General features: G+C 63.0%; 25 protein-coding genes and 1 tRNA gene. 15 read left to right on the top strand and 11 right to left on the bottom strand.

The genetic code is table 11. The features are described 5' to 3' along the window. Positions 1–8 precede the first annotated feature (8 nt). From GTP45_RS29125 to GTP45_RS02630, 3 genes are all read left to right on the top strand, one after another. Positions 9–1,637 carry a methyl-accepting chemotaxis protein gene (locus GTP45_RS29125; RefSeq protein ID WP_161012311.1) on the top strand — a complete coding sequence of 543 codons (1,629 nt, stop codon included), beginning with the start codon at positions 9–11 and terminating at the stop codon, positions 1,635–1,637. 265 nt (positions 1,638–1,902) lie between these two features. Continuing rightward, entirely contained in the window at positions 1,903–2,997 is a 1,095-nt protein-coding gene (locus GTP45_RS02635; protein WP_161012310.1) for an alkene reductase, read from the top strand. A 4-nt stretch (positions 2,998–3,001) separates the two neighbouring features. Next, complete coding sequence (locus tag GTP45_RS02630; protein WP_161012309.1) at positions 3,002–3,886, top strand: LysR family transcriptional regulator; 885 nt, start codon at positions 3,002–3,004, stop codon at positions 3,884–3,886. Here GTP45_RS02630 and GTP45_RS02625 read toward each other — a convergent pair. The 3 genes from GTP45_RS02625 to GTP45_RS02615 are packed head-to-tail and all read right to left on the bottom strand — an operon-like array spanning position 3,875 to position 7,817. Next, positions 3,875–6,100: a xanthine dehydrogenase family protein molybdopterin-binding subunit gene (locus tag GTP45_RS02625; protein ID WP_161012308.1), complete on the bottom strand. Its 2,226-nt coding sequence runs from the start codon at positions 6,098–6,100 to the stop codon at positions 3,875–3,877. The genes GTP45_RS02630 and GTP45_RS02625 overlap by 12 nt on opposite strands. Continuing rightward, the gene (locus tag GTP45_RS02620; protein WP_161012307.1) at positions 6,097–6,558 is read right to left on the bottom strand and encodes a (2Fe-2S)-binding protein; all 462 of its coding nucleotides are present in this window, start codon (positions 6,556–6,558) and stop codon (positions 6,097–6,099) included. The genes GTP45_RS02625 and GTP45_RS02620 overlap by 4 nt, the downstream gene beginning before the upstream one ends. Beyond that, entirely contained in the window at positions 6,555–7,817 is a 1,263-nt protein-coding gene (locus GTP45_RS02615) for a c-type cytochrome (protein ID WP_161012306.1), read from the bottom strand. The genes GTP45_RS02620 and GTP45_RS02615 overlap by 4 nt, the downstream gene beginning before the upstream one ends. Before the next feature lie 246 nt (positions 7,818–8,063). On the opposite strand from GTP45_RS02615, the gene GTP45_RS02610 reads away from it, so the two are divergent. The 4 genes from GTP45_RS02610 (at position 8,064) to GTP45_RS02595 (ending at position 11,018) form a co-directional block, all read left to right on the top strand. Further along, a complete protein-coding gene (locus GTP45_RS02610) occupies positions 8,064–9,068 on the top strand; it encodes a radical SAM protein (protein ID WP_161012305.1) in 1,005 nt (334 codons plus the stop codon). 103 nt (positions 9,069–9,171) lie between these two features. Beyond that, positions 9,172–9,402, top strand: a complete 231-nt coding sequence (locus GTP45_RS02605) for a hypothetical protein (protein WP_161012304.1) — start codon at positions 9,172–9,174, stop codon at positions 9,400–9,402. Between the two features lie 11 nt (positions 9,403–9,413). Then, positions 9,414–9,662, top strand: coding sequence for a hypothetical protein (locus GTP45_RS02600; RefSeq protein ID WP_161012303.1), 249 nt, complete (start codon positions 9,414–9,416; stop codon positions 9,660–9,662). Positions 9,663–9,683: 21 nt separating this feature from the next. Further along, positions 9,684–11,018 carry a radical SAM/SPASM domain-containing protein gene (locus GTP45_RS02595; protein WP_161012302.1) on the top strand — a complete coding sequence of 445 codons (1,335 nt, stop codon included), beginning with the start codon at positions 9,684–9,686 and terminating at the stop codon, positions 11,016–11,018. A 26-nt stretch (positions 11,019–11,044) separates the two neighbouring features. Here the strand turns inward: GTP45_RS02595 and GTP45_RS02590 are convergent, their stop codons facing one another. From GTP45_RS02590 to GTP45_RS02575, 4 genes are all read right to left on the bottom strand, one after another. Continuing rightward, positions 11,045–11,785 carry a substrate-binding periplasmic protein gene (locus GTP45_RS02590; protein ID WP_161012301.1) on the bottom strand — a complete coding sequence of 247 codons (741 nt, stop codon included), beginning with the start codon at positions 11,783–11,785 and terminating at the stop codon, positions 11,045–11,047. After that, positions 11,775–12,833, bottom strand: a complete 1,059-nt coding sequence (locus GTP45_RS02585) for a porin (protein WP_229258309.1) — start codon at positions 12,831–12,833, stop codon at positions 11,775–11,777. Before GTP45_RS02585 ends, GTP45_RS02590 begins: the two co-directional genes overlap by 11 nt. Positions 12,834–12,864: 31 nt before the next feature. Beyond that, a complete protein-coding gene (locus GTP45_RS29120; RefSeq protein WP_161012299.1) occupies positions 12,865–14,478 on the bottom strand; it encodes a methyl-accepting chemotaxis protein in 1,614 nt (537 codons plus the stop codon). Positions 14,479–14,553: 75 nt separating this feature from the next. After that, a complete protein-coding gene (locus GTP45_RS02575; RefSeq protein WP_161012298.1) occupies positions 14,554–14,925 on the bottom strand; it encodes a DsrE family protein in 372 nt (123 codons plus the stop codon). Between the two features lie 210 nt (positions 14,926–15,135). Here GTP45_RS02575 and GTP45_RS02570 point away from each other — a divergent pair, with 210 nt between their 5' ends. The 4 genes from GTP45_RS02570 (at position 15,136) to GTP45_RS02555 (ending at position 18,378) form a co-directional block, all read left to right on the top strand. Beyond that, positions 15,136–16,065, top strand: coding sequence for a PNPOx family protein (locus GTP45_RS02570; protein WP_161012297.1), 930 nt, complete (start codon positions 15,136–15,138; stop codon positions 16,063–16,065). A gap of 9 nt (positions 16,066–16,074) precedes the next feature. Further along, positions 16,075–17,031: a PDR/VanB family oxidoreductase gene (locus GTP45_RS02565; protein WP_161012296.1), complete on the top strand. Its 957-nt coding sequence runs from the start codon at positions 16,075–16,077 to the stop codon at positions 17,029–17,031. Positions 17,032–17,226: 195 nt separating this feature from the next. After that, positions 17,227–17,928 carry a hypothetical protein gene (locus GTP45_RS02560; protein ID WP_161012295.1) on the top strand — a complete coding sequence of 234 codons (702 nt, stop codon included), beginning with the start codon at positions 17,227–17,229 and terminating at the stop codon, positions 17,926–17,928. Between the two features lie 147 nt (positions 17,929–18,075). Beyond that, positions 18,076–18,378 carry a hypothetical protein gene (locus tag GTP45_RS02555; RefSeq protein ID WP_161012294.1) on the top strand — a complete coding sequence of 101 codons (303 nt, stop codon included), beginning with the start codon at positions 18,076–18,078 and terminating at the stop codon, positions 18,376–18,378. Positions 18,379–18,729: 351 nt separating this feature from the next. Here the strand turns inward: GTP45_RS02555 and GTP45_RS02550 are convergent. The 3 genes from GTP45_RS02550 to GTP45_RS02540 all read right to left on the bottom strand — a co-directional run bounded on the left by GTP45_RS02550 (position 18,730) and on the right by GTP45_RS02540 (position 20,700). Then, positions 18,730–18,806, bottom strand: a tRNA-Pro gene (locus tag GTP45_RS02550). A gap of 122 nt (positions 18,807–18,928) precedes the next feature. Further along, a complete protein-coding gene (locus GTP45_RS02545) occupies positions 18,929–20,032 on the bottom strand; it encodes an alkene reductase (RefSeq protein WP_161012293.1) in 1,104 nt (367 codons plus the stop codon). 29 nt (positions 20,033–20,061) lie between these two features. Continuing rightward, positions 20,062–20,700 (bottom strand): NADPH-dependent F420 reductase, encoded by a 639-nt coding sequence (locus GTP45_RS02540; protein WP_161012292.1) that lies wholly within the window; start codon positions 20,698–20,700, stop codon positions 20,062–20,064. A 110-nt stretch (positions 20,701–20,810) separates the two neighbouring features. On the opposite strand from GTP45_RS02540, the gene GTP45_RS02535 reads away from it, so the two are divergent. Beyond that, on the top strand, positions 20,811–21,740 hold the full coding sequence (locus GTP45_RS02535; protein ID WP_161012291.1) for a LysR family transcriptional regulator: 930 nt from the start codon (positions 20,811–20,813) through the stop codon (positions 21,738–21,740). 70 nt (positions 21,741–21,810) lie between these two features. On the opposite strand, the gene GTP45_RS02530 is transcribed toward GTP45_RS02535, so the two are convergent. Continuing rightward, positions 21,811–24,033, bottom strand: coding sequence for a heme-degrading domain-containing protein (locus GTP45_RS02530; protein ID WP_229258308.1), 2,223 nt, complete (start codon positions 24,031–24,033; stop codon positions 21,811–21,813). Positions 24,034–24,133: 100 nt separating this feature from the next. Here GTP45_RS02530 and GTP45_RS02525 point away from each other — a divergent pair, with 100 nt between their 5' ends. Genes GTP45_RS02525 through GTP45_RS02515 form a run of 3 tightly spaced genes read left to right on the top strand, consistent with a single transcriptional unit; the run spans position 24,134 to position 26,382 of the window. Beyond that, positions 24,134–25,492 (top strand): metal-dependent hydrolase family protein, encoded by a 1,359-nt coding sequence (locus GTP45_RS02525; protein WP_161012290.1) that lies wholly within the window; start codon positions 24,134–24,136, stop codon positions 25,490–25,492. 3 nt (positions 25,493–25,495) lie between these two features. Further along, positions 25,496–26,029 (top strand): hypothetical protein, encoded by a 534-nt coding sequence (locus GTP45_RS02520; protein WP_161012289.1) that lies wholly within the window; start codon positions 25,496–25,498, stop codon positions 26,027–26,029. After that, positions 26,026–26,382: a winged helix-turn-helix domain-containing protein gene (locus tag GTP45_RS02515; protein ID WP_161012288.1), complete on the top strand. Its 357-nt coding sequence runs from the start codon at positions 26,026–26,028 to the stop codon at positions 26,380–26,382. Before GTP45_RS02520 ends, GTP45_RS02515 begins: the two co-directional genes overlap by 4 nt. Positions 26,383–26,409: the final 27 nt, after the last annotated feature.

Here is a 26,409-nt window from a genome sequence, read left to right as displayed (position 1 = left end):
GGAATGGTATGAAAAATCTGACATTCAAGCGCAAGCTCTGGCTCCCCCTGATTGCCAGCCTGGTGTGCCTGTGCGCGGTTTCCGTGTTTCACGTGATGGAGGCCAGGGAGTTGCGCTACACCGAGCGCAAAGCCGATCTGGCTGACGTTGCCAAGGCCGCCCTGAAAATCGTCGAGGCCTTGTCGGCGGAAGCGGCGGCAGGAAAAATCAGCGAGGCCGAAGCGCAAATCCGCGCCAAGTCGGTGCTGAAGAGCATACGCTACGGCGAGGACGGCTACCTGGCGATCATCGGCATGGACGCGCGGCCGATTCAAAACCCGGGCCGCCCGGAAAATGACGGCAAAGACCTCAGCGGCTTTACCGACCCGCATGGCTTTTACGTGTTCCGCGAGATTTCCCGCACTGCGGCGTCGGCCGCCGGCGAGGGATTCCTGAGCTACTACTGGCTGCGTCCGGGCAGTACCGCGCCGTCCGAAAAACTCAGCCGGGTGGTCAGCTTTAAACCGTGGGGCTGGGCCCTGGTGACGGGGCTGTACGTGGATGACATTAACAAGGCGTTCTATGCTTCGTTGCAGAAGGTGGCCGTGATAGTCGCGGCGGTGAGCTTGCTGCTGTCGGCGATTGTGATTGGCGTGAACCGCAGCTTGCACCGCACCATCGGCGGCAGCCCGGAATATGCCGCCGCGATGGCGCTGAAGATCGCCGGCAAAGACTTGAGCGTGGCGATTGTCACCGACGCTGACGACCGCCACAGCTTGCTGTTTGCGATGCGCACCATGCAGGAAAACCTGGCGCAGATGATAGGCGATATTCGCGGCAGCGCCGACACCATTGCAGCGGCATCGACGCAGATTGCGGCCGGCAATCTGGATCTGTCGAGCCGCACCGAAATGCAGGCCGGGTCGCTGGAAGAGACGGCGGCGTCGATGGAACAGCTAACGCAGGCGGTGGCGCAAAATGCCGAGCATTCGGCGCAAGCCAATGCGTTGGCGAAGACGGCGTCCGGCGTGGCCCGGCGCGGCGGCCAGGCGGTGACGGAAGTGGTCAGCACCATGAGCAGGATCAACGCCAGCGCCACGCGGATCGAAGCGATTATCGGCACCATTGACAGCATCGCGTTCCAGACCAATATCCTGGCCTTGAACGCGGCGGTCGAGGCGGCGCGGGCAGGCGAGCAAGGGCGCGGTTTTGCAGTGGTCGCGTCCGAGGTACGCAACCTGGCGCAGCGCAGCGCTGCCGCCGCCAGGGAAATCAAGTCGCTGATCGACGACGCCGTGCGCAATATCGGCGACGGCACTTTGATGGTCGAGCGCGCGGGCGCTACGATGGACGAGGTGGTCGCCAGCGTGGGGCAGGTGACGACCGTGATCTCGGCGATTAGCGAGGCCTCGGTCGAGCAGCGCACCGGTATCAGTCATGTGAATACGGCGATCACGGAAATGGATGGCGTGACCCAGCAAAACGCGGCGCTGGTCGAGGAGGCTGCAGCGGCTGCGGCAAGCTTGCGCGACCAGGCGACGTCGCTGTCGGATCTGGTGGGCAGTTTCCACTTGGCGGCGGCAGCGGGCACGGCGCCGCTGTCGCGCCGCCCATCGCGGCCGCCGGCGTTGCCGCAATTGGCGTTCATCCAGGCTTGATCGCTGCGGGGTTGACGCTGCTTGCCGCTGTAACAGCGCGCGGCACCAACCCAACCCGCACACCGCTGCGGCCAGGGTCTGACCCCGTACGGGGTCAGACCCTTTCGTCCGGGGTGCTTTTCAATACAGTAATGACGCGCCAACGGACACTCGTCCGAGTACCCCGTTGCGCTGCGCGCAAAAGTCTTGCGCTTGTGGGCTGGCTTATCGCTGCTTCCGCTCCCGGCTATAGTTTCTTCATCCAACACTCACCGGGAGTACCACCATGAACAAGCTGCAACAGCCACTGCAAATCGGCGACCTGACCTTTAACAACCGCATCGCCATGGCGCCGATTACGCGCGCTCGCTCCGGCGCCGACGGGGTGCCCGTCAGCCTCAACGCGGCGTACTACGCGCAGCGCGCCACAGCCGGACTGATCATCACCGAAGCCACCAATGTATCGCCCAACTCGGCCGCGTTTGAGCTGGCGCCCGGCATCTACAATGAGGCGCAAGTGGCGGGCTGGCGCGGCGTCACCGAGCAGGTGCACGCGGCCGGCGGCAAGATGTTCATGCAGCTGTGGCACAGCGGCCGCGTGAGCTCGTACGCGCTGCTGAAAGGCGCTGATCCGCTATCGCCGTCCGGCGGCAACGACGACCTGGCGCTGCTGCAGGTGTACGGCGCCATGGCCAACGGCTACTATGCCCGCATCTACGCCACGCCGTCGCGGGCGATGAGCAACGAGGAGGTGTACGCCGCCGTTGCCGAGTTCCGCGCCGGCGCCGAGAACGCCAAGCGCGCCGGCCTGGACGGCGTTGAAATCCACGCTGCCAACGGCTACCTGGTGCAGCAATTCCTGTCGCCGCTGGTCAACCGCCGCACCGATGAATTTGGCGGCAGCGTCGAGAACCGCGCACGCTTCCTGCGCCTGGTGATCGAGGCGGTGTTGACGGTGTTCCCGAAAAATCGCGTCGGCGTGCGCATCTCGCCTTTCGCCGCCTACAACAACGCGACCGATCCGAATGCGGCGGAAACCTACGGCTACGTGGCGCGCATGCTGAATGGCTACGGCGTGGCGTATATCCACGGCGCCGACACCAATGCCTGGGGCGGCACGGCGGATATGCCGAAAATCCTCGACATCATCCGCAGCAATTACCACGGCACGCTGATCGCCAATGCCGGCCTGACGCCTGACATGGCCGAGCAACTGCTTGCCGGCGGCAGGGCGGACATGGTGGCCTTCGGCCGCTTGTATGTCGCCAATCCCGATCTGGTGGCGCGCATTGCCGCCGACGGCCCCTACAACACGCCTGATCCGTTTTCCTTCTACGGCGGGACTGAGCGCGGCTACACCGACTATCCAAGCCTGGGGTAACCGCGTGGATCGCTGGCAAGCGATGGAGACGCTGGTGGCGGTGGTGGAGGCGGGCTCGTTTTCCGCCGCCGCCCGCCGTCTCGGCGTCGGCCAACCGGCGGTCTCCAAGGTGATCGCGCAGCTGGAAGCGGATTTGGGCGTGCAGCTCTTGCTCCGCTCCAGCCGTGGATTAACGCCGACCGAGCCGGGACAGGCTTACTACCAGGGCGCGCGCCATGCCTTGCAGCTGGCCGCCGACGCCGACGCCAGCGCGCGCTGCGCCAACACCGAATTCGGCGGCCGCCTGGTGGTGTCGGCGCCGGTCACCTTCGCGCGCCTGCACGTGGTGCCGCGCTTGTCCCAATTTCTCAGCCAGCATCCGCAACTGCAATTGGAACTGGTGCTGGACGATAACAATATCGATTTGCTCGAGGGCGGCATTGATGTGGCGCTGCGCCTCGGCGCCCTCAGCGATTCCGATATGACCGCGCGGCGCATCGGGCACAGCCCACGCGCCGTGCTGGCGACGCCGGACTATCTATTGCAGCACGGCCAGCCACAGCATCCCGCCGAATTGAGCGAACACGCCGCCATCATCTATACCCGTCCCAGTAAAAATCCCATGTACGTGTTCCAGTCCGGCGCGGTGCAGGAGTCGGTGTCGCTGCAAGGCCGGCTGCGCTGTTCTGCCGCCGAGGGCGTGCGCACGGCGGTGCTGGCGCATATGGGCCTGGCGGTGGCGTCCGAATGGATGTTTGCGCCCGAACTGGCTTCGGGCCAAGTCCAGCGCGTGCTGCAGGACTGGACGCTGCCCGCCGTCGATCTATGGGCGGTGTTTTCCTCGGGCCGCAAGGCCAGCGCCAAGGCGCGGGCGTTTGCGGCTTTCGTGGAAGCCTTGCTAGCTGATTAAATGCGCGCCGGCGAGCGGCAGGTCATACAGGCGCTTGCCGATCGCATCAGCCAGCGCATTGCCTAGCGCGCCGGCCATCGGCCCCTGGGCTGCCTCCGCCACGCCCAAAAACGCTTCGCCGGGGCGATTGAGGATGACCACGTCGACTTTTTTCGGCGCCTGCGCATAGCGCATAATCGGATAGCTGGCCCAGTCGACGCTGGCGATGCCCTCCGGCTTGAACAACAGCTTTTCGTACAGCGTCCAGCTGGACGATTGCAGGATGCCGCCTTCAATTTGATTGCGGATGCCGTCGGGATTGACGCCCTGGCCGCAGTCCACCACCGCCGTCACGCGCACGATGTTGACTGCGCCGGTGCTGCGCTCAACGCGCACTTCAACCGCCAGCGCCACGTACGCCATGCTGTTCTTGTACTGCCCGAAGGCGAAGCCAAAGCCGTGGTCGCGCAGTTTCTTGCGCTTGCGCCAGCCGAACGCGCTGGCCGCTTGCTGGATCACCGCGCGCGCGCGCGGGTTGTCCATGTGGCGCAAGCGGAATTCCACCGGGTCGGTGTTCGCTGCGGCCGCCAGTTCGTCCATCATGCCTTCAATCGCAAACAAGTTGATGTGCGCGCCCAGCGAACGCATGGCCGAGGTGCGCAGCGGCGTGACCGGCAGGAAGTGGTTGGTGATCTTCGCGCGCGGCAGGGTGTACAGCGGAATCGCATTGCGGTCACCACCGCCTTCCGGCATCGGCATCGGCTGCGAAGGGGAGGGCGTAAAAGGCTGGGCCAGCAGTTGCGCCGGTATCAGCTTGCCGGCATTGCCGGGACGTTCGTTGTGGGAGCCGCTCCACAATGCATACTGCCAGTCGCAGATTTTTCCTTGCGCGTCGAGCGACGCCGACAGCTGGCTGCTCATGGCCGGCGCGTAGGGTTCCCATTGATTTTCCTGGTCGCGCATCAGCTGCACGCGCACCGGGCGTCCCGGCATGGCGCGCGCCAGTAGCGCGGCATCGGCGGCGACATCGTCGGCGCCGTTCTGGCCGTAGCAGCCGGCGCCCTCGGTATGCACGCAGCGTACCGAATCGGGCCGCATCGACAGCAGCTCGGCAAGCGCGCCACGCAATGGATAAACCCCTTGCGTGTGCGTCCAGACGGTCATCGTCCCATCTTCCAGCAAGGCCACCGAGCACGAGGGGCCGATCGAACCGTGCAGCACATACTGCTTGGTGTAGCGGCGCCGCAGCGTCAGCGCGGGCGTGGCCACCGGGCCATGCTGGTCGGCGATGACGATATCTTGCGACGGCAAGGCGCGCAGCGTTGCGTGAATCTGCCCAGCAGCAGGCAGCGCCGGGCCTGGCGACCATTTGGCGCTGGCGGACAGCGCGCGCATGGCCTGTATCGCCAGCCATTCGTCGCTCGCAATGACGGCCAGGTAATTGCCGTCCACGTGAACCTTGAGCACGCCTTGCATCTTGCGCACCGCTGCAAAGTCGGCGGTCAACAGGCGCGCGCCGTACGCCGGCGGACGCACCACGCGGGCGTGCAGCATGCCCGGCAAGCGCAAATCCTGCACATAGGCGGCGCCGCCGGTCAGCTTGGCGGGGATGTCGACACGCGGCAGCGAGGCGCCGATCACTTTGTATTGACGGGCGTCTTTCAACGGCGACTTGACCGCCGCCGCCTGATGCAGGTTGACGCCGCGCACGGCCTCGCCGTAATGCACGCTGCGGCCGTCGGGCGCGATGACGGCGCCATTGCGGGTCTGCAGCAGCGCTGCCGCTACCTTCAGCTGTGCAGCCGCACCTTGCACCACCAGCGCGCGCACTTGCGCCGCCGCGTGCAGCAGCGCCGTGCCGCTATCGGCCATGGTGTGGCTGCCGGCGGTGAAGCCTTCGTTAGGCGTCAACCCGGTATCGGCGGTGATGAAGGTGATGGCGGCCGGCGCCACGTCCAGTTGCTCGGCCGCGACCTGCAACAGGGCGGTGCGCACGCCGGTGCCGAGTTCCACCTTGCCGGTGAATACGGTGACGGTGCCGTCCGGCGCGATCCTGATCCAGGCGTCCAGCATCGGCGTGCGTTGCAGGCTGCCTGCCAAATCCTTGTTGGCAATCGGCGGCACGCCCATGCCGTTGAATTCGGCGAAGGCGCTTGGCGGCAGCAAGGTGAAGCCCAGCACCAGGGCGCCGCCGCGCAGCACCGCGCGGCGGCGCAGGTCGATGGTTGCGCTCATCGTGCCGCTCCCTGCGCCACGTCTTTGATCGCGGCAATGATGCGCATATGCGTGCCGCAACGGCAAAGGTTGGGCTCCATGTGGGCGCGTATCTGTGCTTCGCTCGGATGCGGATGCTGCTCCAGCAAGGACTGCGCGCGCATCACCATGCCGGCGATGCAGTAGCCGCATTGCGCCGCCTGGTGCTTGATAAACGCGGCCTGCAATTTGCCCGGATGCTCGGCATTGCCCAGGCCTTCGATGGTGCGTACCTGGCGGCCCTCGCAGGCCGAGACAGGCGTGATGCAGCCAAAGATGGGCTGGCCGTCCAACAACACGGTGCAAGCGCCGCATTGGCCCATGCCGCAGCCGAATTTTGCGCCGTTCAGTTCCAGCTGGTTGCGCAGGGCGTACAGCAGCGGGGTGGATGGGGCGATGTCCACGGTATGGCGGACACCGTTCACGATGAGTGTGCTCATTGCTGGTTTTCCTTTCGAATAGTGCGCACGCGTCGATCGACGTCCTGCCAGGCGGCGCGCTTGCCGATGTCGGCGCGGATGTAGGCCGCGATGTCGGCGATTTGCGTGTCCGTCAGCGATGCCGCGAACGGCGGCATGAAGGTGGCGTGGGCCGAGTCTTTGAACGGCAGGCCGTTCAGCATCACCTGGATCACATTGTCGGGCCGGTCGCTGGCAACGGCGCTGCTGAGTGCCAGCGATGGGCGTCCCGCCACCGCCATCATCGGCGCTTCGCTGCTGTGGCAGCCGGCACAGGCGCCGCTGAACAGTGCAGCCCCCCGGCTGATGCGGGCCTGGTCGCTGGCCGCCGGCGTTACGGCGCGCGGCGTCGTCGCGGGCTGTTGCAGCGACATGATGTAGGTGGCGATGGCGTTGCTGTCGGCCTCGGGCAGTTGCGACAAGCTGTGCGCTACCGGGCCCATCGGCCCTGCCGCCGCGCCGTGTTCGGACGACCAGCCGTGGCGCAGATACAGCGCCAGTTGCTCGCGCGTCCAGGGCTTGGGCGTGTTCAGCAGATTGGTCAGCGCCGGCGCATCCCAGCCATCGATATTGCCGCCGCTGAAGGCCGGGCGGCGTTCGCCGCCGATCGGATCCAGAGTGCTGTGACAGGACGCGCAATGGCCGGCGCCGTCGACCAGGTAGCGGCCGCGGTTCCACTCGGCGCTGCGGGATGGATCGTCGGCCTCCGGCCCCGGCCGCAGGTAGAGTAAATTCCAGCCCGCCAGCAGCGGACGAAAGCGCAGCGGCAGCAGTAGCTGGTTGTCCGGCGCCTTGAAATTGACGGGCGTGCGCGTCATGAGAAAAGCGTAGGCATCGTTGATGTCCGCCGTCGACATGCGCGTGTAGTGGATGTAGGGGAAGGCTGGATAGAGCAAGTGGCCGTCGCGCGCGACGCCGTGGCGCAGCGCCCGTGTGAACGCGGCCAGCGACCAGTTGCCGATGCCGGTCTCGGTATCCGGCGTGATGTTGGTGGTGAAGATGGTGCCGAACGGCGTCCGCAGCGGCAGTCCGCCCGCGTACGGCGCGCCCGTTGCCGACGTGTGGCAAACCATGCAGTCGCCTTGGGCCACGACGCGCGCGCCACGGCTCACGCTGTCCGGCGCAAAATCGCCTGCTGCCAAGGGGCGGATGGGCGCGATTGCCGGCTGCCACATCCAATAGGCTGTACCGGCGGCGATCACCGCCAGGGCCGCAGCCGCGAGCCACGCTTTTCTCTTCATACCGACTCCCGAATGACGGCAGAATTGTGCTGCCGTTGTATGGAGTCACTGTGCCATGGGAATCAGGCGATGAACACTAGCCGGAAGGAATGAGCGCCAGTCCTGCCGGGAATGGCTTGGATAGGGCTGCTGCTAAGTAGTTCCCCGCGCACGCTTGAGGTAAATCAAGCGTTAATTGGAGCCAGCGCAATAAGATCGTGATGTGTCGCCTGAACACCCGCGACCAACGGCATACCAGGAGGCAATGTGAATAACGGGCAAATCGAGATTCGGGACGAGGACATGCGGGTGGCAGAGCTGGCCTCGGAAGTCTTATCCAACCGGACATTGGAGTTGATCATCTTCCCGACTGAAAAATGCAATTTCCGTTGCGTCTACTGTTACGAAGACTTCAAAATCGGCCGCATGCCGCAAGCCTTGGTGGACGGCGTCAAGCAGCTGATCAATCACCGCATCGGCGGCCTCGATGTGCTGAAGATTGCATGGTTCGGCGGCGAGCCGCTGCTGGCCAAGGAAATCATGCTGGAGATCTGCGCGCACGCCTGCGCGGCTGCGGCCGCGCATGGCTGCCTGTTCACCAGTGCCGCCACCACCAACGGCTACCTGCTCGACCGCGACCTGGCGACCCGGCTGGCTGCCGTCGGTGTATGGGAATATCAGATCACGCTCGATGGTTTCGCGGACGATCATAACCGCACGCGGGTCATGGCCAATGGCGATAAAACCTACGACACCATCTTCAGCAATCTGCTCGCGCTCAAGCAATCCGATCTCGACATCTCGGTACTGCTGCGGCTGCATTACGGCCCGCATAACGTCCAGCGCTACGAAGTTTTTCTGGATTATGTCATCGCTGAATTCGGCGCGGACAAGCGCTTCTCGGTCGATCTGCAAGCGATACAAAACTGGGGCGGCCCGCGCGGCGGGGAGATCGCCGTCTTCGGCCCGACCGAGCGCAAGCGTCTCTTGGCGCGCTTTCAACACCACATCAGCCAGGGGATTGCCCGGCCACATGATGGGCCGGGCACGACGGTCTGCTACGCCGCCAAGGCCAACTCTTTCGTCATCAGGGCCAATGGCGCCATCGGCAAATGCACGGTGGCTTTAACCGACGAAAGAAATGCGATCGGCATGCTGAATGCCGATGGCACAGTGCAAATCAGCGTCGCCAAGCTGGCGCCGTGGATTAACGGCATCAAGAAGATGGACATGGCGGCATTGAGCTGCCCGTACAGCGTGATGGAGCGCTGACGCTGACTGGTTTTTTGCTGGTGGTAGTTGATTGTGGCGTCCCGCACTCTGGCGCGTCCAGCTTCGCGGATCTGAAGTTCAATTCAATCTTATTGGGGGTTGTATGCCAAAACTTGGCGATGCTTTAAGTAATCTGAGTGTCTCGGATTTTACGATTGATGAGTTTGGCAGACTCATCATTCACAACACGGATGTGATCGACGCGGTCGTGGCGCAAGTCCCGGCCATCAAGAATCCCGCGCTGGGCGCGTCCAACAATTGCAATTGCCCGGGCAGCGGGTTCACCACGCCGGACATCATCCGCAATAATCCCGGCAATATCGGGCAGAGATAAGGGAGATGATCATGGCCAATGATTTGAAATCCATACTGCAAAACGTGAAGTCCGAAGACTTGCAGATAGACCAGTTCGGTCGCCTCGTGGTCAACTTGCCGGGACTGGGCCAAAAGATCGCCGAAGCCAAGCCCGGGGTACGGCGCATTCCGGGCGCGGCCGCCTCCAACAACTGCGACTGCGGCGGCGGTGGTGGCGGCAGCGGCTGCGGCAGTGCGATTCAGCCGGGAGTGGAGAACATCAAGTCCGGCCCCACCTAAGCCGGATGCCGGGAGCCGACCATGCAACACAAGCTGTCGTTCTACCACGTGGCAACGCCGCCATTTCTCGATCCGGCCGATGGCGCTGTCAACCGTATCGTCCTTGCGACCAGGTCGGGGCAGGTGCGCATCATCGATGAAGGGACGTGGCAAAGGTTGCTGGCCGGCGCGCCGTCACTGCCCGATGCGCTGATGAGCGAGCTGGCCGGCATGCAGTTGCTGGTTCCTGCCGATGAAAACGAATTGCAGCAAGTGCTAGCCCGCAGCAATGCGTCCAGTGCTGCGTCCTCCGACTACTACTCGGTGATTCAGCCCACCGCCTTGTGCCAGCTCGGCTGTGATTACTGCGGCCAGGAACACACGTCGAAACAGCTGAGCGAGGTGGATCAGGACTTGGTGCTGGAGCGGATCAGCAACGGGATACGGCGGTCGAACCGCTATGCCTCGCTGTCCATATGCTGGTTCGGCGGCGAACCGCTGCTGGGCCTGGCCGCCATGCGCAGAATGACGCCGCGCCTGATCGAGATTGCTGCCGCGGCGAACTGCACGTATGGGGCCAAACTGGTCACCAACGGCGTGGCGCTCACGCCTGCCCTGATCAGTGAGCTGGTGGGGCCGATGAGGGTCAAGCAGATTGAAGTCACACTCGACGGCATTGCCGAAGTTCATGATGCGCGGCGTCACAACAAGGGGGGCGGACGAACTTTCGAGCGCATCTTTGCCAACCTGCTGGCGCTGGCAAAATGTGCGCAGGACGGGCTGTCGGTATCGGTGCGCTGTAACGTGGATCGGCGCAATTACCATAGCGTGTCACCGTTGTTGCGGCAGCTGGCCGAGGCGGGCCTGCAAGGGAAGATCAGGTTCTACGTGGCATCGGTCTACTCATGGGGCAACACTGCGCATGAGCTCGCGCTCAGCCCGGAAGAGTTCGCCGCGATGGAGACCGATTGGCTAACGCAGCAAGTGGAACTGGGGTTTGATCCGCAACTGATCCCGGCCCAGAAATCCATCGTATGCATGGCCGTGAAACCGGAAAGCCGCTTGTACGACGCCTACGGAAACATCTTCAATTGCACCGAAGTGTCCTACGTGCCCAGCTACGGGATGCCGAACAAATACCTGCTGGGCCAGCTATGGAAGGAAGACGCCACGTCTGCGCGCGATCGCCTGGGCGATTTCAACCAAAAGATCGAAGACGGTGCATACCAATGCTCGTCCTGTTGCATGCTGCCGGTGTGCGGCGGCGGCTGCCCCAAGAAATGGCTCGAAGGCTATGTACCTTGCCCCAGCTCGAAGAGAAATATGCGCGACCGGCTGCAACTGATGTATGCCGCCAGCCTCCAGCAGCAAGCATGACCTGAGCCAAGACACCATCAACGCCTTCATTTTTTGCCGAACGAATCCGGGTATTTCGCCAGGATGGCGTCGTAGGCGCCGTCTTTTTTCATCTTCTCCAGCGCTAGCCGCCAGCGTTCGGCCTCGTCCGGGTTGAACGTGGGCGCGCTGGCGAGGTAGAGGTCGAGCGCGGCGATTTGCTTCCCCATGCGGAAATTGGCAATCGGGATGCCGATCCTGGCGCACACCGCTTGCACCACGCGCGGCGAACCCAGCCACACATCGATGCGGCCGAGATCGAGCTTGCGCGCGATGCCCTCCTGGTTGGTCGACACCTGGATGTCCCGGAAGCCCGCCCGGCGCGCCGCCAACTCGGCCGGCGAACCGAGGATCACGCCGATGCGCAGCTGCCTGGCCGCTTCGATGGAGGAAATATCGACGGTGGATCTGGCGCTGGCGATCAGGTAGAACTTGGCGTCGAACAGCTTGAACCACCAGCGATACTGCGGTTCCAGCTCGGGCAGGCGCCACAAGGTGCCAAGGGCGTCGGGGTGCAGGCTGATCTGGCTGCGCAGCCGCATCAGCGGCAAGGGCGTGATCGGCCCCTGGTTGCCCACTCTTTTTGCCATTTCCTCCACCAGCTCGTACAGCAGGCCATGGTTGTTGCCGTCTTGCTGGAAATACAGGGGGGCGACCTGGTCGATATACACCGGCGTGTCCGCGCGCACCGCCGCCGGCGCGAGCGCGAGCACATACAGGGCGGCGGCGAGCATCAGCCTAGAACACATGCCGAACCCCAAGCATCTGGCCCGACTGGTTAAGCCCTCGGCCGACGGTGCCGCCCGCGTCCACCGCAATGGCGGCGCTGCCCCGGTTGCGCACGTAGCCCCAGGTGCCGTACAGCGCGGTGCGCTTGGACAGGTGGTAGATCACGCGCGCCACGTACAGCGTGGTGTCATTTGGCGAGGCCTCCACGTCCAGGTGCGCGCATTGCACATCGTAAGTCCACAAGCGGTCGGCAATGCTGGCGCCGAGAAAGTACAGGCCGCTCTCTTGCCTGCTGCCGGCGACGGTGTCGCGCTTGATGTAGCCGCCGCCCAGCTTGACCGCTCCGCGCAGGTAGTAGCCGCTGATCACGCGCCGGCGCTCCTGATCCGCGCTGCGGGTCAGGCCGTTGCTGGCGCCGGCGCCGCCATGCTGCTTGTCCCACGAGGTGAAGACTGCCCAGGTGCCGGTGTCGTAGCCGAGCAGCGCGGTCGTTTGCCGGCAGGCGCGCTTGTCGGCGGCGGACTCGCCGGGGCAGTTGGTGGCCGATGGCCCGCTGAAGCCGGCGGGATTGGCGTCGCGCCCGAAGCTGTGGCTGGCGCCGACGATGAAGTTGTTGAACACGCCGTTGTACGCCAGCGCATTGTCGCTGCGCGCGTTGGGCAAGTACAGATCCATATTGGTCACGCCGTGAATCGACGGGCCGACGGTGTCGGTCTTGACCAGCGCGTGGAAGGTCATATTGCTTTGGCGCCCGATCGACAGGGTGCCGAAGCTGCCGCGCAGCCCAAGCCAGGCCTGGCGCCCGAACAGGCGCCCGCCCTGGCCCTGGGCACCGGTGTCGGGGCCGAACTGCGACTCCAGCTGGAACACGGCGCTGGCGCCGTTGCCCAGGTCTTCCGTGCCGCGCACGCCCCAGCGGGACGGGAGCGTGCCGGTCAGCGTCGGCATGCGCGTGACGGCGTCGCCGGCGGCGTTGGTATGGTTGACGCGCTCGATGCCGGTGTCGATCACGCCGTATAGCGTGACCTGGGAAAATGCCGGAAGTGCGCAAGACCAGCAAAGTGCCATGATTGCATGCCTGGTTTTCATCGTCCGCGCCCTATGCTGTGTTGCCCAGCAGCCGGGGGGCGGGAAGCAGGGCGGCCGGCTGCTGCGCCGGCCCGGTGGCGTTGAGCTTGAACACGCTTACCGCATCGGCCAGGCGCTGGGCCTGGAGTTGCATGGAGCCGGTTGCGGCCGCCGCTTGTTCCACCAGCGCGGCATTTTGCTGGGTGGCGTTGTCCATGATGTTGACCGCCGCGCTGATCTGCTCGATGCCGGAGGTTTGCTCGGCGCTGGCCGCCGTGATGGACACCATGATGCCGGCCACGCGCTGGATGCTTGCGACCACCTCGTCCATGGTGGTGCCGGCCACGCCGACCAGCTTGCTGCCGGCGCCCACCTTGGCGACCGAATCATCGATCAGCGCCTTGATTTCCTTGGCGGCGGTGGCGGAGCGCTGCGCCAGGCTCCTGACCTCCGAGGCCACGACCGCGAAGCCGCGCCCCTGCTCGCCGGCGCGCGCCGCTTCCACGGCGGCATTCAAGGCCAGGATGTTGGTCTGGAAAGCGATGCCGTCGATGACGCCGATGATGTCGACGATCTTGTTGGAGGAGGCGTTGATCGCGTTCATGGTGGCGACCACCTCGGCAACCACGGCGCCGCCGCGCACCGCCACGCTGGCGGCGGAGTCCGCCAGCTGGTTGGCTTGCCGGGCGCTCTCGGCATTTTGCTTGACGGTGGAAGTCAGCTGCTCCATCGAGGAAGCGGTCTCCTCCAGAGAACTGGCTTGCGACTCGGTGCGCGCCGAGAGATCGAGGTTGCCGGTGGCGATTTCCCCGGAAGCGGTGGCGATGGTGTTGGTGCCGTCGCGCACCTCCATCACCATGCGCGCCAGATTGCAGTTCATTTGCTGGAGCGCCTGCATCAGCTGCCCGGTTTCATCGCGCGAGCAGGACTTGATCTCGGTGGTTAGATCGCCGCAGGCCACGCGGTTAATGGCGCTCACGGCGCCCAGCAGCGGGCGGGTGATCGAGCAGGTGAGCCAGTACGCGCAGCCTATGCCGATCAGGATGGCGGCGGCGCCGACCCACAGCAGGGTGTTCCTGCCGTCACGGTCGTGCTCGGACGCCTCGGCCACCATCGCGCTGACGGCGCGCTCCTGGTAGGCCACCAGCTTCGCCATTTCTTCAAGGTAGGCGGTGGTCACGGGAATCAGCACATCGGCGACCATCTGGTTTGCCACCGCGTCGTTGCCGGCCTGCTTCTCCTTGAAAATGGCGGCGGTGGTGGCGCGCGCGGTGGCGCGCCGCTCGATGATCCCGGCCAGCAGCGCCTTGCCATCCGCTTCGGTGACCATCGACTCGACCTTCTTTTGCAGCAGGCTGTTGGCCTCTATCGACGCGCCGACCAAGTCCTGGAAATACTTCTGCGCCACCGGATCCGGGTTCTTGACGGCGGCCAGGATGCGCGCGTTGGTCAGCTGTATGCCCTGCTGCCAGCTCAGGATGGCGCGCATCCGGTCGATGCCGTCGGTCGAGAGCTTGTGGGTGATTTCCGCCACGACCTGCAGGCGCGAGATGCCGGTGGCGGTCAGTATCAGGAGTAAGACGAGTAACGCTGCAAAACCCAGGCTAAGGCGTGTTCCTATGCGCAGATCCGTGAGTGCCATCATCCCTCCAATAGGGTTGCTGTGGGTTGTTTGCCACCACGGCGGGGCGCCGGTGATGGCCCGGACAACTGAACTTGATTAGAAGGTGAACACCGTATAGCCGTCTGCGGCAATCTGCGCGATGCTAGGCAGACCGGAGGTGCCGGGTACGCTGTTATCGGTAATCAGGTCAAAGCCAGCTTTTTCCACTTCCTCGCGCGCGCCGAACACGTCGGCGCAGCCGCAGGAAATCCCCACGACCGTGTCTTCAACGGCCTTGTACAAGGCGTGGATCGGATGCTCGGTGTTGGCCAGCACGCCAGGCCAGCGGGTGCCGGTGCCCTGGAAGTAAATGCCGACTTCGGTTTTCTTTTGCTTGAAGTCGTAGGCCGCTGCAAGCGCGTTGAACATGCGGCCCAAGGCTTCTTCGCCAGCTTTTGGGTCGGACAGGATAATGATGGCTGCTTTCATGGTGGGGCTCCGGTTGGTTGGTTTCATCGAGGGATGTCCGCGGCTGTGCTGTGCGGATGAGGCATTCTAGGCATCAAAACCTGGCCGGAGAACGCTGCCAGGCTCAATTCATCATTTCGCTGTTCGCAATAGTGAATTGCTAGCAGATAGGTTCACGCGCACGCGCTCCTGGCCGAGAATCCGCTTAGGCAATCTAGCGAGGAGAACGCAATGAGTGACAAAAACGGCTTTCATTCCGGCGAGCTGGCGGTACAAAAATGTGCCGGCGAAGCAGCTATCGCGGCGCGGAATATTTCTGTGTTGACGGACACCGTGATCGCGGGCGCCCGGCCGTTCATCGCCAAGCAGTCGATGGTGGTGTTGAGCAGCATCGACCGCTCCGGCGCCGTGTGGGCCTCGGTGCTGTTCGGTGCGAGCGGCTTCCTGCACACGGACACCGGGGCGACCATCTCGATAGATGTGCCGCTCAAGGAGCGCGACCCCAACGATCCGTTGTGGACGAATATCGGGCACCACACCGACCTGGGCATGTTGTTTCTCGAGTTGAGTTCGCGCCGGCGCTACCGCGTCAATGGCAACGTGCAGCGCCTTGATGCCGATGGCGTCGAGGTGCAGATCCGCGAAGCGTATCCGAACTGCCCGAAGTACATCCAGCGGCGCCAGTTGCGCAAGCTGGGCGAGACGCGCCTGCCGGTGTCTTCCGCCTGCGGTACGCTGCTGGGCGGGACTGCCGAGACCATCGTGCGCCAGGCCGATACGCTGTTTGTCGCCAGCCGGTATGCAGACACCGGTGCGGATGCCTCCCATCGCGGCGGCACGCCCGGCTTCATCCAGGTGGTCGATGAATCCACGCTGAGAATTCCCGACTATGTCGGCAACAGCCTGTTCAACACGCTCGGCAATTTCAGTGTCGATCCGCGCGCCGGGCTGTGCGTGATCGACTTCGAGCACGGTCAGCTGCTGCAATTGACCGGCAAGGCGAAGGTGCTGTGGGATCAACAGGGCACCGCCGATGCGACCGGCGGCACCATGCGCGTGTGGGAGTTCAAAGTGGACGCGTGGATTTTGCGCGACACGCCGCAGGAGCTGGAGTGGGAGTACTTCGACGCGTCGCCGTTTAACCCCAGCGAAAAACTGTAAGGCGCCGCCATGAGCTATGTCATCGCCGATGTTATTCGCCACGCGCCCGGCATCAAGGAGTTCCAGATCCGGCGGCAAGACGGGGCCGCACTACCGCCATGGCTGCCCGGTTCGCACATTATTGTCGACTTCTCGTCCAGCGCCGGCAGCCGATTCTCGAATCATTATTCACTGGTGGGCATGGCGGGCGCCGCGAACCGTTACCGCATCGTGGTGCAGCGCGAGGAGGGCGGCAAGGGCGGTTCGCGCTGCTTGCACGACGAGTTTGGGCCCGGCAGTGAAATCCAGCTGAGCGGGCCGTTCAACAGCTTCCCATTGGAGCCGGCCAAGCCAGCCAAGCCGGCAAGAGTGCTGCTGGTCGCCGGCGGCATCGGCATCACGCCCCTGGTGTCGATGGCGCATGCGCTGGGTGCGATGGGACAGCCGCTGGAGTTGCACTACCTGGCGCGCGACCGCGCGCACCTGGTGCTGCTGGATGAACTGCGCGCCGTTGACGGCGTGCAGGTGCGAGAACATGTTTCGGCAGAATCCGGGCGCGCCGACCTGGCGGCGCTGCTGGGCGCTTACTCGGACGGCGACCGCGTATATGCCTGCGGCCCGCACGGCTTGTTGCAGGGCTTGTCGGACGCGGCGGCCGCGCTGGCATGGCCAAGTACAGCGATTCACGTGGAGAGCTTCGGCGCGCGCGCGCAGTCCGGCGACGAGCCGCTGGTGGTGGAACTGTCACTGTCGGAGATGGTGATTAATGTGCAGCCCGGCACCTCCATCCTCGACGCCTTGATTGCAAACGACGTGTTCGTGTCCTACGAATGCAAGCGCGGCGAGTGTGCAACCTGCTACGCGCAGGTACTGCAAGGCCATCCCCAGCACCGCGACGTTTGCTTAACCCCAGCGATGCGCGAGCAGGGCATGTGCACTTGCGTCTCGTGGGCGGATGCCGGGACGCGGCTGGTGCTGGAACTGTGAACACCACGGTTATCGAATACTCTTCTTGCGGCGGACTAGCGATTGAGGTACTATCAGTTCCAAGTCGTCCGCAGGACTTGCTTCGCCGACCAACATTGCGTTGGCGAATTCCGCTTATAGGATATGCGTAGTTAAATTTCTTTTCGTGTCCTCAGGACGTAGTGGTCGGCGGCTGCCCTGTTAAGAGGAGACGAAATGTCTTACGTCGACTATACCGACTATCTCAAATTTCCTTCTGGCCGTACTGTTGGCAACTGCCGAAAAGACGCGAAGAAATTACGAAAAAACACAGCGGTAGCACTGCACACTGCCTTAGACAGCGTGGCAGAGACCCATGGTATTCCACTTGGCTGGAATAAAGCGATCGATCTACTGTTGAACCAATCGCTGGAACGTGTTCGTGGGTTCGTTGATCCCATGTCGGTCGACGCGATTGAATCGATCGCCAAGCGCAATCCTTCGCTCACGCAATACGGCTTGGGCCTGCTCTCGGAGGAACGGGGCGAGTATTTGGGATTGACGGTTGAAGAATATCGGCAAAAAGAACACGACGACCTCCTGATTATGCTCCACGAGTGCAGCCGCGCGCTCGCGTTTGTCAGCATGCTTGAGCCACAGCGAACCGTTAACATGTTATCGACGAGGACTAGTTACGAGCTGAAGCATGTGGCAGAAAAGGTCTTTCGCTATGTCACGCCTGGCATCTATGTTCCGCACGGTGCTTTCATTGTGGCCGCGCTGTATAAAGGCTTTTTGCCTCAGCGCTGCTCCCCAACCAGTTTATCTGTTTACTTCAATATCTCGGAACAATCACCAATCCTGCAGTGGGATGGGGATTTGGATGACCCAATCGCATCTGAGTTGACGAAGCGACTAGAGTTTTATTCGCGCGACTAAGCACGAACGGTACATGCGGTGACGAAATGTCACTTGTACCTTCGTCGCCGCATTCGTTGGCGAGGTATAGCCTCGTCTTTTTAATGCGGAAGGCGAATTCTTTCTCCCGTCTTCGCCGGAAGCCTTTCTTTATCTAAGAGGAAAATCATGAGTTTGAAAAAAGTAAAGCAAGTTGCAGTTGCTGCTGTTAAGACCGCGTCTGGTACTGCTGGTGAAGCTTTTGAGAACAGCGCCTACACCGGTATGGTGGCTCGTTACGGCAAGGATGCCGCCGACAAGATCATCGCTGTGGAACTCGCAAACGCGGGCGAGACTCTGGAATCGTTTGATACTTACCGTCGTTTCAAGGGCAAGATCCAGAATAACCAGATTAGCTTTCTGAGAGCCGATGCAGAGGCGTCGGCGGCAGGGAAGCAAGTGCTCCGCGATGAAGGCTTCTCGCCTAGCTAAAGTTGAACTTGTTGTAGTTTGATTGACTTCATTTCTGTTGTTTGCAGCGTCTAATGTAGATCTTTTCGAGGTTAAGACCTCTGTTCGAACGACAGATGTTTACACAGAGGGCGGTCAGTTGATCATCCACGGGGCGTGTATCGAGGAACTTCTGGGGCTCGTGTGAAACTCTATCTAGTCCTACCTGGGGAGCCGAAAGCTAGTCACAGCAAGGCACTCTCCGACAGAGCGGAGATCAGGAAGTCGTCGCGTTAGCCGTAGTTTTTAGACCCCGGTGATTGCCGTTGATGTGCTACGGATCTCCAGAAGTGAAATCGACAATGCGATAACTGCCTATTTTGGAAAACATTTTGGTCGGGGCGAGAGGATTCGAACCTCCGGTCTCTACGTCCCGAACGTAGCGCTTTACCGGACTAAGCTACGCCCCGACTGTGATGTTAATTACATCAGATTTCCTTGCCCGGATCAACACCCGCACAGCCGGGCGACAGCGCCACAATAGAACATGGCCGAAACGTTGTTTTCGGCCTTGCGCATTTTCGCGCCTGCGCTACCCGCGCGTTTTCGCGTCGATAGAAAATGGGTAGTCGAGATAGCCTTGCTCGCCGCGGCTATACCACGTGGCCTCGTCGTCTTGATTCAGCGCCGCGCCGACCTTTAGCCGGTGCGGCAAGTCCGGGTTCGCCAGGAATGGCCGGCCGTATGCGATCGCGTCAGCCAAGCCGGAATCCAGGGCAGCCTGGCCGGACACGCCGTCATAGCCGGTATTCAAGACCAGCGGGCCGCTAAAGACGTCGCGGATCACCGGCGCGATGGGTGGTCGCAGTATCGTCGGGTGCATCTTGTCGTTGCGAGGTGCGCTGGGCTCGCGGATCTCGAGGAAGGCGATGCCGATCTCCGACAGCGCTTTCGCGGCGGCGGTGAACAAGACTTCCGGCTGACTGTCATCAACGCCTTGAATCTCGCCGTTCGGAGAAAGACGCACAGAGGTGCGATCAGCGCCGATTTCGCCGGCGACCGCCTCGGTGACCTCGCGGAGCAGGCGAATGCGGTTCTCCACGCTGCCACCATAGGCGTCATGGCGGTGGTTGCTGTTATCCCGCATGAACTGGTCGAGCAGGTAGCCGTTTGCAGCGTGCAGCTGGATGCCGTCAAAACCGGCGGCGCGGGCATTCCTGGCCGCGCGGCGGAAGTCATCCACGATGCCTGGTATCTCTTCAGTGCGCAACGCACGCGCCTCGGTGTACGGCGCCTTGCCGTCGTAGGTGTGTGCAAGCCCGGGAGCCGTCGTCGCCGAGGCGGACACTGGTTGCGCACCGCCCAGGAAGGAGGGGTGAACCACCCGGCCCATGTGCCAGAGCTGGGTAAAGATGCGCCCGCCGGCTTCGTGCACGGCCTTGGTGATGGGCTGCCATGCCGCCACTTGCTCATCGCTCCACAGGCCCGGCGCGTAAGGCCAGCCCAGGCCTTGGCGACTGATACCGGTCGCCTCGGTGATGATGAGGCCAGCGCTCGCCCGTTGACGGTAGTAAGGCACCATTATTTCGGTGGGCACGTGGTCTCGTGAATTCCGGCCGCGCGTGAGTGCGGCCATCAGTACACGGTTGGGGGCAGAGATCGCGCCCAGCTGGATTGAATCGAATAGTGACGGCATGATGGTTCTCCTTCGGCGTGGTATGGGGGTTAAGCGTCGATCACATCCATTTCGGGCAGCGAGGCGCCGCCTTGGCGCTGCTGCACCAGGCTGTGGGTGGTCAGCGGGCCGCCGAACTGCTGCAACAGGCCGCCGGCAGCGATGGATCCCAAGTCGATCGGGGCGTAGCCGAAGCGCTCAATCAGGTCAGCGAGCGTTTTGTTCGCGTCCTTGTCATTCCCCGACAAGAACAGCACGCGCCGGCCCTTGGCGTCGTCGGGCTTGCGGGCCAGTACGTTGGCGAACATGGTGTTGAAGGACTTGACCAGGCGTGCACCCGGCGCAGCCTCGGCCACGATATCGGACGATGGACGACCACCCAGGTCGGCAGGCGAGAAGTCCTTGAAGTCGATGGCGTTGGTGGTGTCGACGATGATGCGGTTGTTCCAGGCAGGGGCATCTTTCAGCGCTGCGGCTACCGCGTCGAACGGCACGGCCAGGAAGACGATGTCAGCGGCCAGGGCTTCTTTCAGCTCGGCGGGCACAATGGCCGAGCCCAGCTCGTTGGCCAGTGCCGCCAGGCTGGCCGGGCCGCGGGTGTTGGCGACCTGGACTTCCAGCCCTTGGCGAGCGAATTGACGTGCGATGGCGGTACCGATTGCGCCCGAGCCGATGATTGCGTATTTCATGATTTACTCCTTGTTGGGTTAGTTGATGGAGTAAGTTTGCCGTTTTAATTGCCGCATGATTAGTCGGTAATGATTGGTAAGACTTTCCACTGTTCGTGTAAAATCAGCGCATGGAAACCTTGTCGAACCTTGAGTCTTTCATTCGCAGCGCGGAGGCGGGGAGCTTCTCGGCTGCCGCCCGGCGCCTCGGGCTGACGCCCACTGCTATCAGCCGGAACGTCGCCATGCTGGAGCGGAACCTTGGGGTGCGCCTGTTCCATCGCACCACGCGCAAGCTCAGCTTGACCGAGGCGGGGGAGCAGTTGATGGCCAACATGGGCAGCAGCCTGGATGTTCTACAGGCCGCACTGTCGCAGGTGGGGAACGTGAACGCGGGGCCTTCGGGGCTTCTCAAGATCAGCACGCCCACGGCCTTCGGCCTCAATTACCTGATGCCCATGCTGCCGGCCATGCGGGAACGCTATCCGAACCTGCGCGTGGAATGGCACCTGGAAAATCGCCAGGTGGACATTGTCGCCGAGGGGTTTGATGTCACAGTGGGCGGGGGCATAGGACGCGGTGAAGGCCTGGTCGCAGTTCCGCTGGCCCCGGCGCACCTGGTTGCCGTCGCGTCGCCCGGCTACGTGGAAGCGCAGGGTATGCCCAGGCATCCGGCTGAACTGGCTGCCCTCGACGGCATTGTGATCAGGAGTAGCAACCAGGGACGAGTTCGCCAGTGGACGATGCGCAATGCTAAAAATCAGGAGACAGTGGCTGAGCTACGCGAGTCGCTGATCGTGAACGATGCCGTTGGCGTGATCCAGGCCGCGAGGCTCGGTCTGGGCGTCGCCCTGCTGGTCGTGCCAGACGCGCTGCCTGGGCTCCAGGACGGCTCGCTGGTCAGGCTATTACCCGGCTGGTGGGTGGATGCCGGGAAGGTGTCTCTCTTCTACAGCACCCGCAACCTGATGCCGGCCAAGTCGCGGGCGTTTATCGACTTCGTCAAAGAGGAGTTTGAGCGCCAGCACTACGACGAAAAATTCTACGGGTCGGTGCCCTAGATTCCGCCAGCGCCGCACAGCACAGCCGTGCCGAGGATGCCCCAGCGGATGATGCCGCTCATGGGTATCCTCAGAGCTTGGTGTCGATGTTCAGGACGGCTTTCAGCGCGGCCACCGCCATCGCGTGATCCTCGGCGCCCGGCAGGCCGCTGACGGTCAGCGTGCCGATGCGGCCCTTGCCTTTGACGACCAGCGGGAAGGAGCCGCCATGCGCCGCGAACTCTTTCATGTCCAGGCCCGGCAGCGCGTCGTAGTCGCCGCCGGCGTTCTTTACCTCGGTGTGGGTGTAGAACGAGCTGTGGCCGGTGCGGTTGACCAGGTTGCTCTTGCGGCGGATCCAGTTGGCGTTGTCGGCGTTGGTGCCGGGCATGCCGTGGTAGAACAGCATGGTGCCGTCCTGTGTGACGTTGACGGACACCGACTTGCCGGCGGCGCGCGCCAGTTCAATCACCTTCAGGCCCAGCGCCAGTGCGGTGTCGTTGTTGAAGCTATCGAATTGCAGCACTTGTTCCTGATGAATCAGCGTGGACAGTTCTACTTTTTGTTCCATTGATGCTCCTGCGGTGAGTTGGTCGAGCGCGGCCGAGACATACACCAGCGGCGCGTTCCAGTTGATGGCGATTTCGTTGCTGGCGTAGCTGCACACGTGATCGAGATACGAAGTCGCGGGCAGGTTGGCCGGGTAGGGCGCCGGGCAGTCTTTCTTGTCCTGCTGGCCGGCCTGCGGGCCGCCGACCAGGAAGCCCGGCACCGGCGCCGCCACTTTGTCCGCCTCCGATGGACGGTGATGCGGATGCATGGCCGGCCGCGCGCCAAAGCCGGTGACGAAGGAGTAGCCGGTGGCATTCCGGCCCAGCACATAGTCGAGCCCCGATTGCGCCGCCTGCAGGTACTCGGCTTTGCCGTTCAGCCGATAGCCTTGCAACAGCATCATGGCCTGGTTCAGCACCACGGCATTGCTGCCCCAAACGAAGTCCTTGTCTTGCATCGCCACGCGGTAGGCGGAGTCGCGCCAGCTGGCAGCCAGGTTGACGGCCAGGCCGTCGATGCGGCGTTCGATCAGCTTGCGGTCGGCCGCCGGCGTCAGGTGCGCGCGGTGCTGCGCCAGCGAGATCCACGCCAGGCCGCCGACGTCGCTCCATGCCGGCGTGGTGGCGGGCAGCTGCTCCGCCTTGATGGCGCGATAGTAGCTGTCCTTGCCGGTGCCGATGTACAGCTCCGCCGCTGCCCACGCAAATTCGTCATCGAGGTGGGCGTCGCCATATTCGCCGGTCTTGATATCGGACGGATTGCGGAACACCACCGCCGGATTGGCTTGCGCCCATTGCCATGCCGCTTCCGCCGCCGCCATCATGCGCGCCGACAGGCCGGGACGCTGCTGTTCGTAAGCCTTGAAGATGCGGCTGGCCGCGGCCATGGTTGCCGCGAAGTCGAGCGTCGCCGCGGTACTTTTCTGCACTACGTAGCGCGGCGCTTGCTGTGCCTGGTCGGGCATCACCATGCCGTCGAACGACTTGTTGGTCAGCTTGTGATACACGCCGCCGTCATTGGGGTCTTGCATGGTCAGCATCCAGTCGAGGTTCCACAACGCCTCGTTGAGAATGTCCGGCAGGCCGTTGCCCGATTCCGGGATGCTGAGGTTTTGTTTGGCGAAGTATTGCGGGAAGTGTTCGAACGCCGCCAGCAGGGTGTAGGTCGAGATGCCGGAGTTGACGATGTATTTGTTGTAGTCGCCGGCGTCGTACCAGCCCTTGGGACTGGACAGCACGCTGCCCTCGGCGCGCTGCTTCGACACCGCCGACGCGTGCACCAGCACCTTGTCATCCGGGTGACCGGCAGGGCGCGCGTACACGCCGGCATATTGCGGCAACAGCGCGATGCCGGAGCGGTTCAGGTAGTAGGACTTGATGGCCGCCGCGTTCAGGGCCCGATAGGCGTCGGCGCGGATGACGAAGCGGTCGGACTGGGCTTGGCCATCGATCTTGATGCGGTATTCGCCGGGCGTTTTCAGCGCAGAGAAGTCCGCCACTCGCACCGTTTCCGCCGACGGCTTCCACGACGCCGGTGCACCGAGCTTGCCGCTGAAAACAGTCTTGCCGGTGTCGGCGGCTACGACGTCGAAGCTGCTGGCCGCGCCGTCGGTCACCACGGCCAGCTTTTCGGATTGCGGTTCAAAGCCAAGCTGGTTGACGCGGATGGCCGCGCTGGCGTCAGCGCCTAAGGCCAATAGCAGGGCAGCGGCGGCCAGCTGATTGATAGCGCTAACAGCAGTATTAGATACAGAAATGCTCAAGGTGAGGTCTCCATCTGTTTTGTTATATGAAAGCTTTTTCATCATACATCAATCATCGTTGGGATAAACTTTGCGCTCACCTTTTACCCAAGGAGTTTCGATGCGTATTCACACTGGCATGACCATTGCCGCCGCTTGCTTCGCCACCTGCGCCAGCGCCGCGCCATCCCTCGTTGCCGTGCAGTGCGGCCAGCTACTCGACACGCAAGCCGGCAAGCTGCTGGGCGAGACCACGGTGGTCATCGACGGCAAGCGCATCACGCAGGTGGTCGCCGGACGCCAGGCTCCTGCAGGCGCCACCGTCATCGACCTCGCCGGCCAAACCTGCTTGCCCGGCCTGATCGACAGCCACACCCACCTCACCAGTCAAACCAGCCCCACCGGCTACTCCGACCAGTTCCGCTGGAATATCGCCGACTACGCCATCCGCTCGACCAACTACGCGCGCGTGACGCTGATGGCCGGCTTCACCACGGTGCGCAATTTGGGCGACCGTGATAACACCTCGATCTCGCTGCGCAACGCCATCAACGCCGGCGTGATTCCCGGCCCGCGCATTTTCAGCGCCGGTAAAGCAGTCGGCTCCACCGGCGGCCACGCCGACGATTCGGACGGCTACCGCGCCGACTTGATGGCCGACTACGGCCCCAAGGACGGCATCATCAACAGCGCCGCCGATGCATGGAAGGCGGTGCGCCAGCACTACAAGGACGGCGCAGACCTGATCAAGATCATGCCGTCCGGCGGCGTGCTCGATGAAAGCAAGAGCGCCGACAACGCGCAGATGACCATCGAAGAAATCAAGGCCGTCGTCGCTGCCGCCCACGATTACGAAATGACGGTGGCCGCCCACGCGCACGGCGCCGAGGCGATCCGCCGCGCCGTTATCGGCGGCGTCGATTCGATCGAGCACGGCACCTACATGAACGAAGAGGACATGAAGCTGATGAAGGAGCACGGCACCTTCTACGTCCCCACCATCATCGCCGGCAAATACGTCGAGGGCAAAGCCAAGGTGCCGGGCTACTTCCCGCCGCAAGTGGCAGCGAAGGCCGCCGCCATTGGCCCGCTGATCCAGGGCACGGCCGGCCGCGCCTACAAGGCCGGCGTGAAGATCGCCTTCGGTACCGACGCCGCCGTTTATCCGCACGGCGACAACGCCAAGGAATTCGGCTACATGGTGGAAGCGGGCATGCCGCCGCTGGCCGCGATTCAAGCCGCCACCACCCAGGCCGCCGCGCTGCTCAAGCAAGAGAAGGATTTGGGCAGCATCAGCGCCGGCAAGTTCGCCGACCTGGTGGCGGTGCCGGGCAATCCGCTGGCCGACATCAACCTGATGACCAAGGTCAGCTTCGTGATGAAAGAGGGCGTGGTCTACAAGCAGGATAGCAAGGCGCAGGCTTTCGTTGCCAGCGCCGATGAAGGCATCGCACCGAGGGATGTCGACTACGGCCTGTAATCCATGAATACACCGATTTCCCCCTTCCGCATGAACCTGTATCTTGTGCTGGCGACGATCCTGATACACGGCCTGGCAATGCTGGTGAATGAATTGTTTTTCCAGCGCGCCGAATTCCTGCAAGGGATAGGTTGGGTGTATCTGCCGGCCGGCACGCGGCTGTTGTGTACCTTGCTGTTCGGCCGCGCCGGTGCGGTGGGCTTGCTGATCGCCGGCTGGCTGGCCTGCTATTTCTACTATTTTCCCGGCGACGCGCTGCGCGCGACTAGCGGCGCCATCGCCGGCGCCATCGGCCCCTACGTCATTTACCTGGTCGCGCAAAAGTACCTGGGCCTGCGTGATTCGCTCACCAATCTCACCCCCGGGCGATTGCTGATTTGCGCGGTAGGCTGCTCGCTCGCCAGCCCGCTGCTGCATCACCTGTGGTTTGCCGTGCATGGCGACCCTGGAAGTTTCGCGGTGATGTTTGCCGGTGATTTGATCGGCACGCTGATTGTGCTGTACAGCGCCAAGCTTGTGCTAAAATTTATAGCATGAGTACCCCTAAACGACCTGCCGACATCTACATGCGCTTCCTGCAATTGGCCGAAGCGCTGCGCGGCTTGCCGTCGCTGCCGGCGCTCGATCCGCTGGAAGAACGCATCCTCGCTATCGTCGCGCGCGCGGGGCAGGCGGAGGAGCGCTTGTCAGTCCGCGACATGATGGCAAAGAAGGATTTAGGTTCTCCGGCCACGCTGCATACCCGCTTGATATCCATGCGTGAAAAAGGCTGGATCATGTTGTCCGATACCGAGGACACGCGCCGCAAGCAGATTGAACTCACCCAGGCCGCCTTGCTGCACTTCGACAAACTGTCGAAGTGCCTCATACAAGCTACTAAACTCAGTTAATAAAACAAATTGCGATCCGGTAGATGC

Origin of the sequence: Duganella rivi, assembly GCF_009857435.1 — a bacterium.
GTDB lineage: Bacteria > Pseudomonadota > Gammaproteobacteria > Burkholderiales > Burkholderiaceae_D > Rugamonas > Rugamonas rivi.
This window is presented reverse-complemented; position numbering and strand designations above follow the sequence as displayed.

Bases quoted from the DNA above. Each gene is read 5' to 3' on its own strand.
- GTP45_RS29125 (WP_161012311.1), top strand. From the start codon at position 9: ATGAAAAATCTGACATTCAAGCGCAAGCTCTGGCTCCCCCTGATTGCC.
- GTP45_RS02635 (WP_161012310.1), top strand. From the start codon at position 1,903: ATGAACAAGCTGCAACAGCCACTGCAAATCGGCGACCTGACCTTTAAC.
- GTP45_RS02625 (WP_161012308.1), bottom strand. From the start codon at position 6,100: ATGAGCGCAACCATCGACCTGCGCCGCCGCGCGGTGCTGCGCGGCGGC.
- GTP45_RS02620 (WP_161012307.1), bottom strand. From the start codon at position 6,558: ATGAGCACACTCATCGTGAACGGTGTCCGCCATACCGTGGACATCGCC.
- GTP45_RS02615 (WP_161012306.1), bottom strand. From the start codon at position 7,817: ATGAAGAGAAAAGCGTGGCTCGCGGCTGCGGCCCTGGCGGTGATCGCC.
- GTP45_RS02605 (WP_161012304.1), top strand. From the start codon at position 9,172: ATGCCAAAACTTGGCGATGCTTTAAGTAATCTGAGTGTCTCGGATTTT.
- GTP45_RS02600 (WP_161012303.1), top strand. From the start codon at position 9,414: ATGGCCAATGATTTGAAATCCATACTGCAAAACGTGAAGTCCGAAGAC.
- GTP45_RS02595 (WP_161012302.1), top strand. From the start codon at position 9,684: ATGCAACACAAGCTGTCGTTCTACCACGTGGCAACGCCGCCATTTCTC.
- GTP45_RS02590 (WP_161012301.1), bottom strand. From the start codon at position 11,785: ATGTGTTCTAGGCTGATGCTCGCCGCCGCCCTGTATGTGCTCGCGCTC.
- GTP45_RS02585 (WP_229258309.1), bottom strand. From the start codon at position 12,833: ATGGCACTTTGCTGGTCTTGCGCACTTCCGGCATTTTCCCAGGTCACG.
- GTP45_RS29120 (WP_161012299.1), bottom strand. From the start codon at position 14,478: ATGATGGCACTCACGGATCTGCGCATAGGAACACGCCTTAGCCTGGGT.
- GTP45_RS02575 (WP_161012298.1), bottom strand. From the start codon at position 14,925: ATGAAAGCAGCCATCATTATCCTGTCCGACCCAAAAGCTGGCGAAGAA.
- GTP45_RS02570 (WP_161012297.1), top strand. From the start codon at position 15,136: ATGAGTGACAAAAACGGCTTTCATTCCGGCGAGCTGGCGGTACAAAAA.
- GTP45_RS02565 (WP_161012296.1), top strand. From the start codon at position 16,075: ATGAGCTATGTCATCGCCGATGTTATTCGCCACGCGCCCGGCATCAAG.
- GTP45_RS02560 (WP_161012295.1), top strand. From the start codon at position 17,227: ATGTCTTACGTCGACTATACCGACTATCTCAAATTTCCTTCTGGCCGT.
- GTP45_RS02555 (WP_161012294.1), top strand. From the start codon at position 18,076: ATGAGTTTGAAAAAAGTAAAGCAAGTTGCAGTTGCTGCTGTTAAGACC.
- GTP45_RS02545 (WP_161012293.1), bottom strand. From the start codon at position 20,032: ATGCCGTCACTATTCGATTCAATCCAGCTGGGCGCGATCTCTGCCCCC.
- GTP45_RS02540 (WP_161012292.1), bottom strand. From the start codon at position 20,700: ATGAAATACGCAATCATCGGCTCGGGCGCAATCGGTACCGCCATCGCA.
- GTP45_RS02535 (WP_161012291.1), top strand. From the start codon at position 20,811: ATGGAAACCTTGTCGAACCTTGAGTCTTTCATTCGCAGCGCGGAGGCG.
- GTP45_RS02525 (WP_161012290.1), top strand. From the start codon at position 24,134: ATGCGTATTCACACTGGCATGACCATTGCCGCCGCTTGCTTCGCCACC.
- GTP45_RS02520 (WP_161012289.1), top strand. From the start codon at position 25,496: ATGAATACACCGATTTCCCCCTTCCGCATGAACCTGTATCTTGTGCTG.
- GTP45_RS02515 (WP_161012288.1), top strand. From the start codon at position 26,026: ATGAGTACCCCTAAACGACCTGCCGACATCTACATGCGCTTCCTGCAA.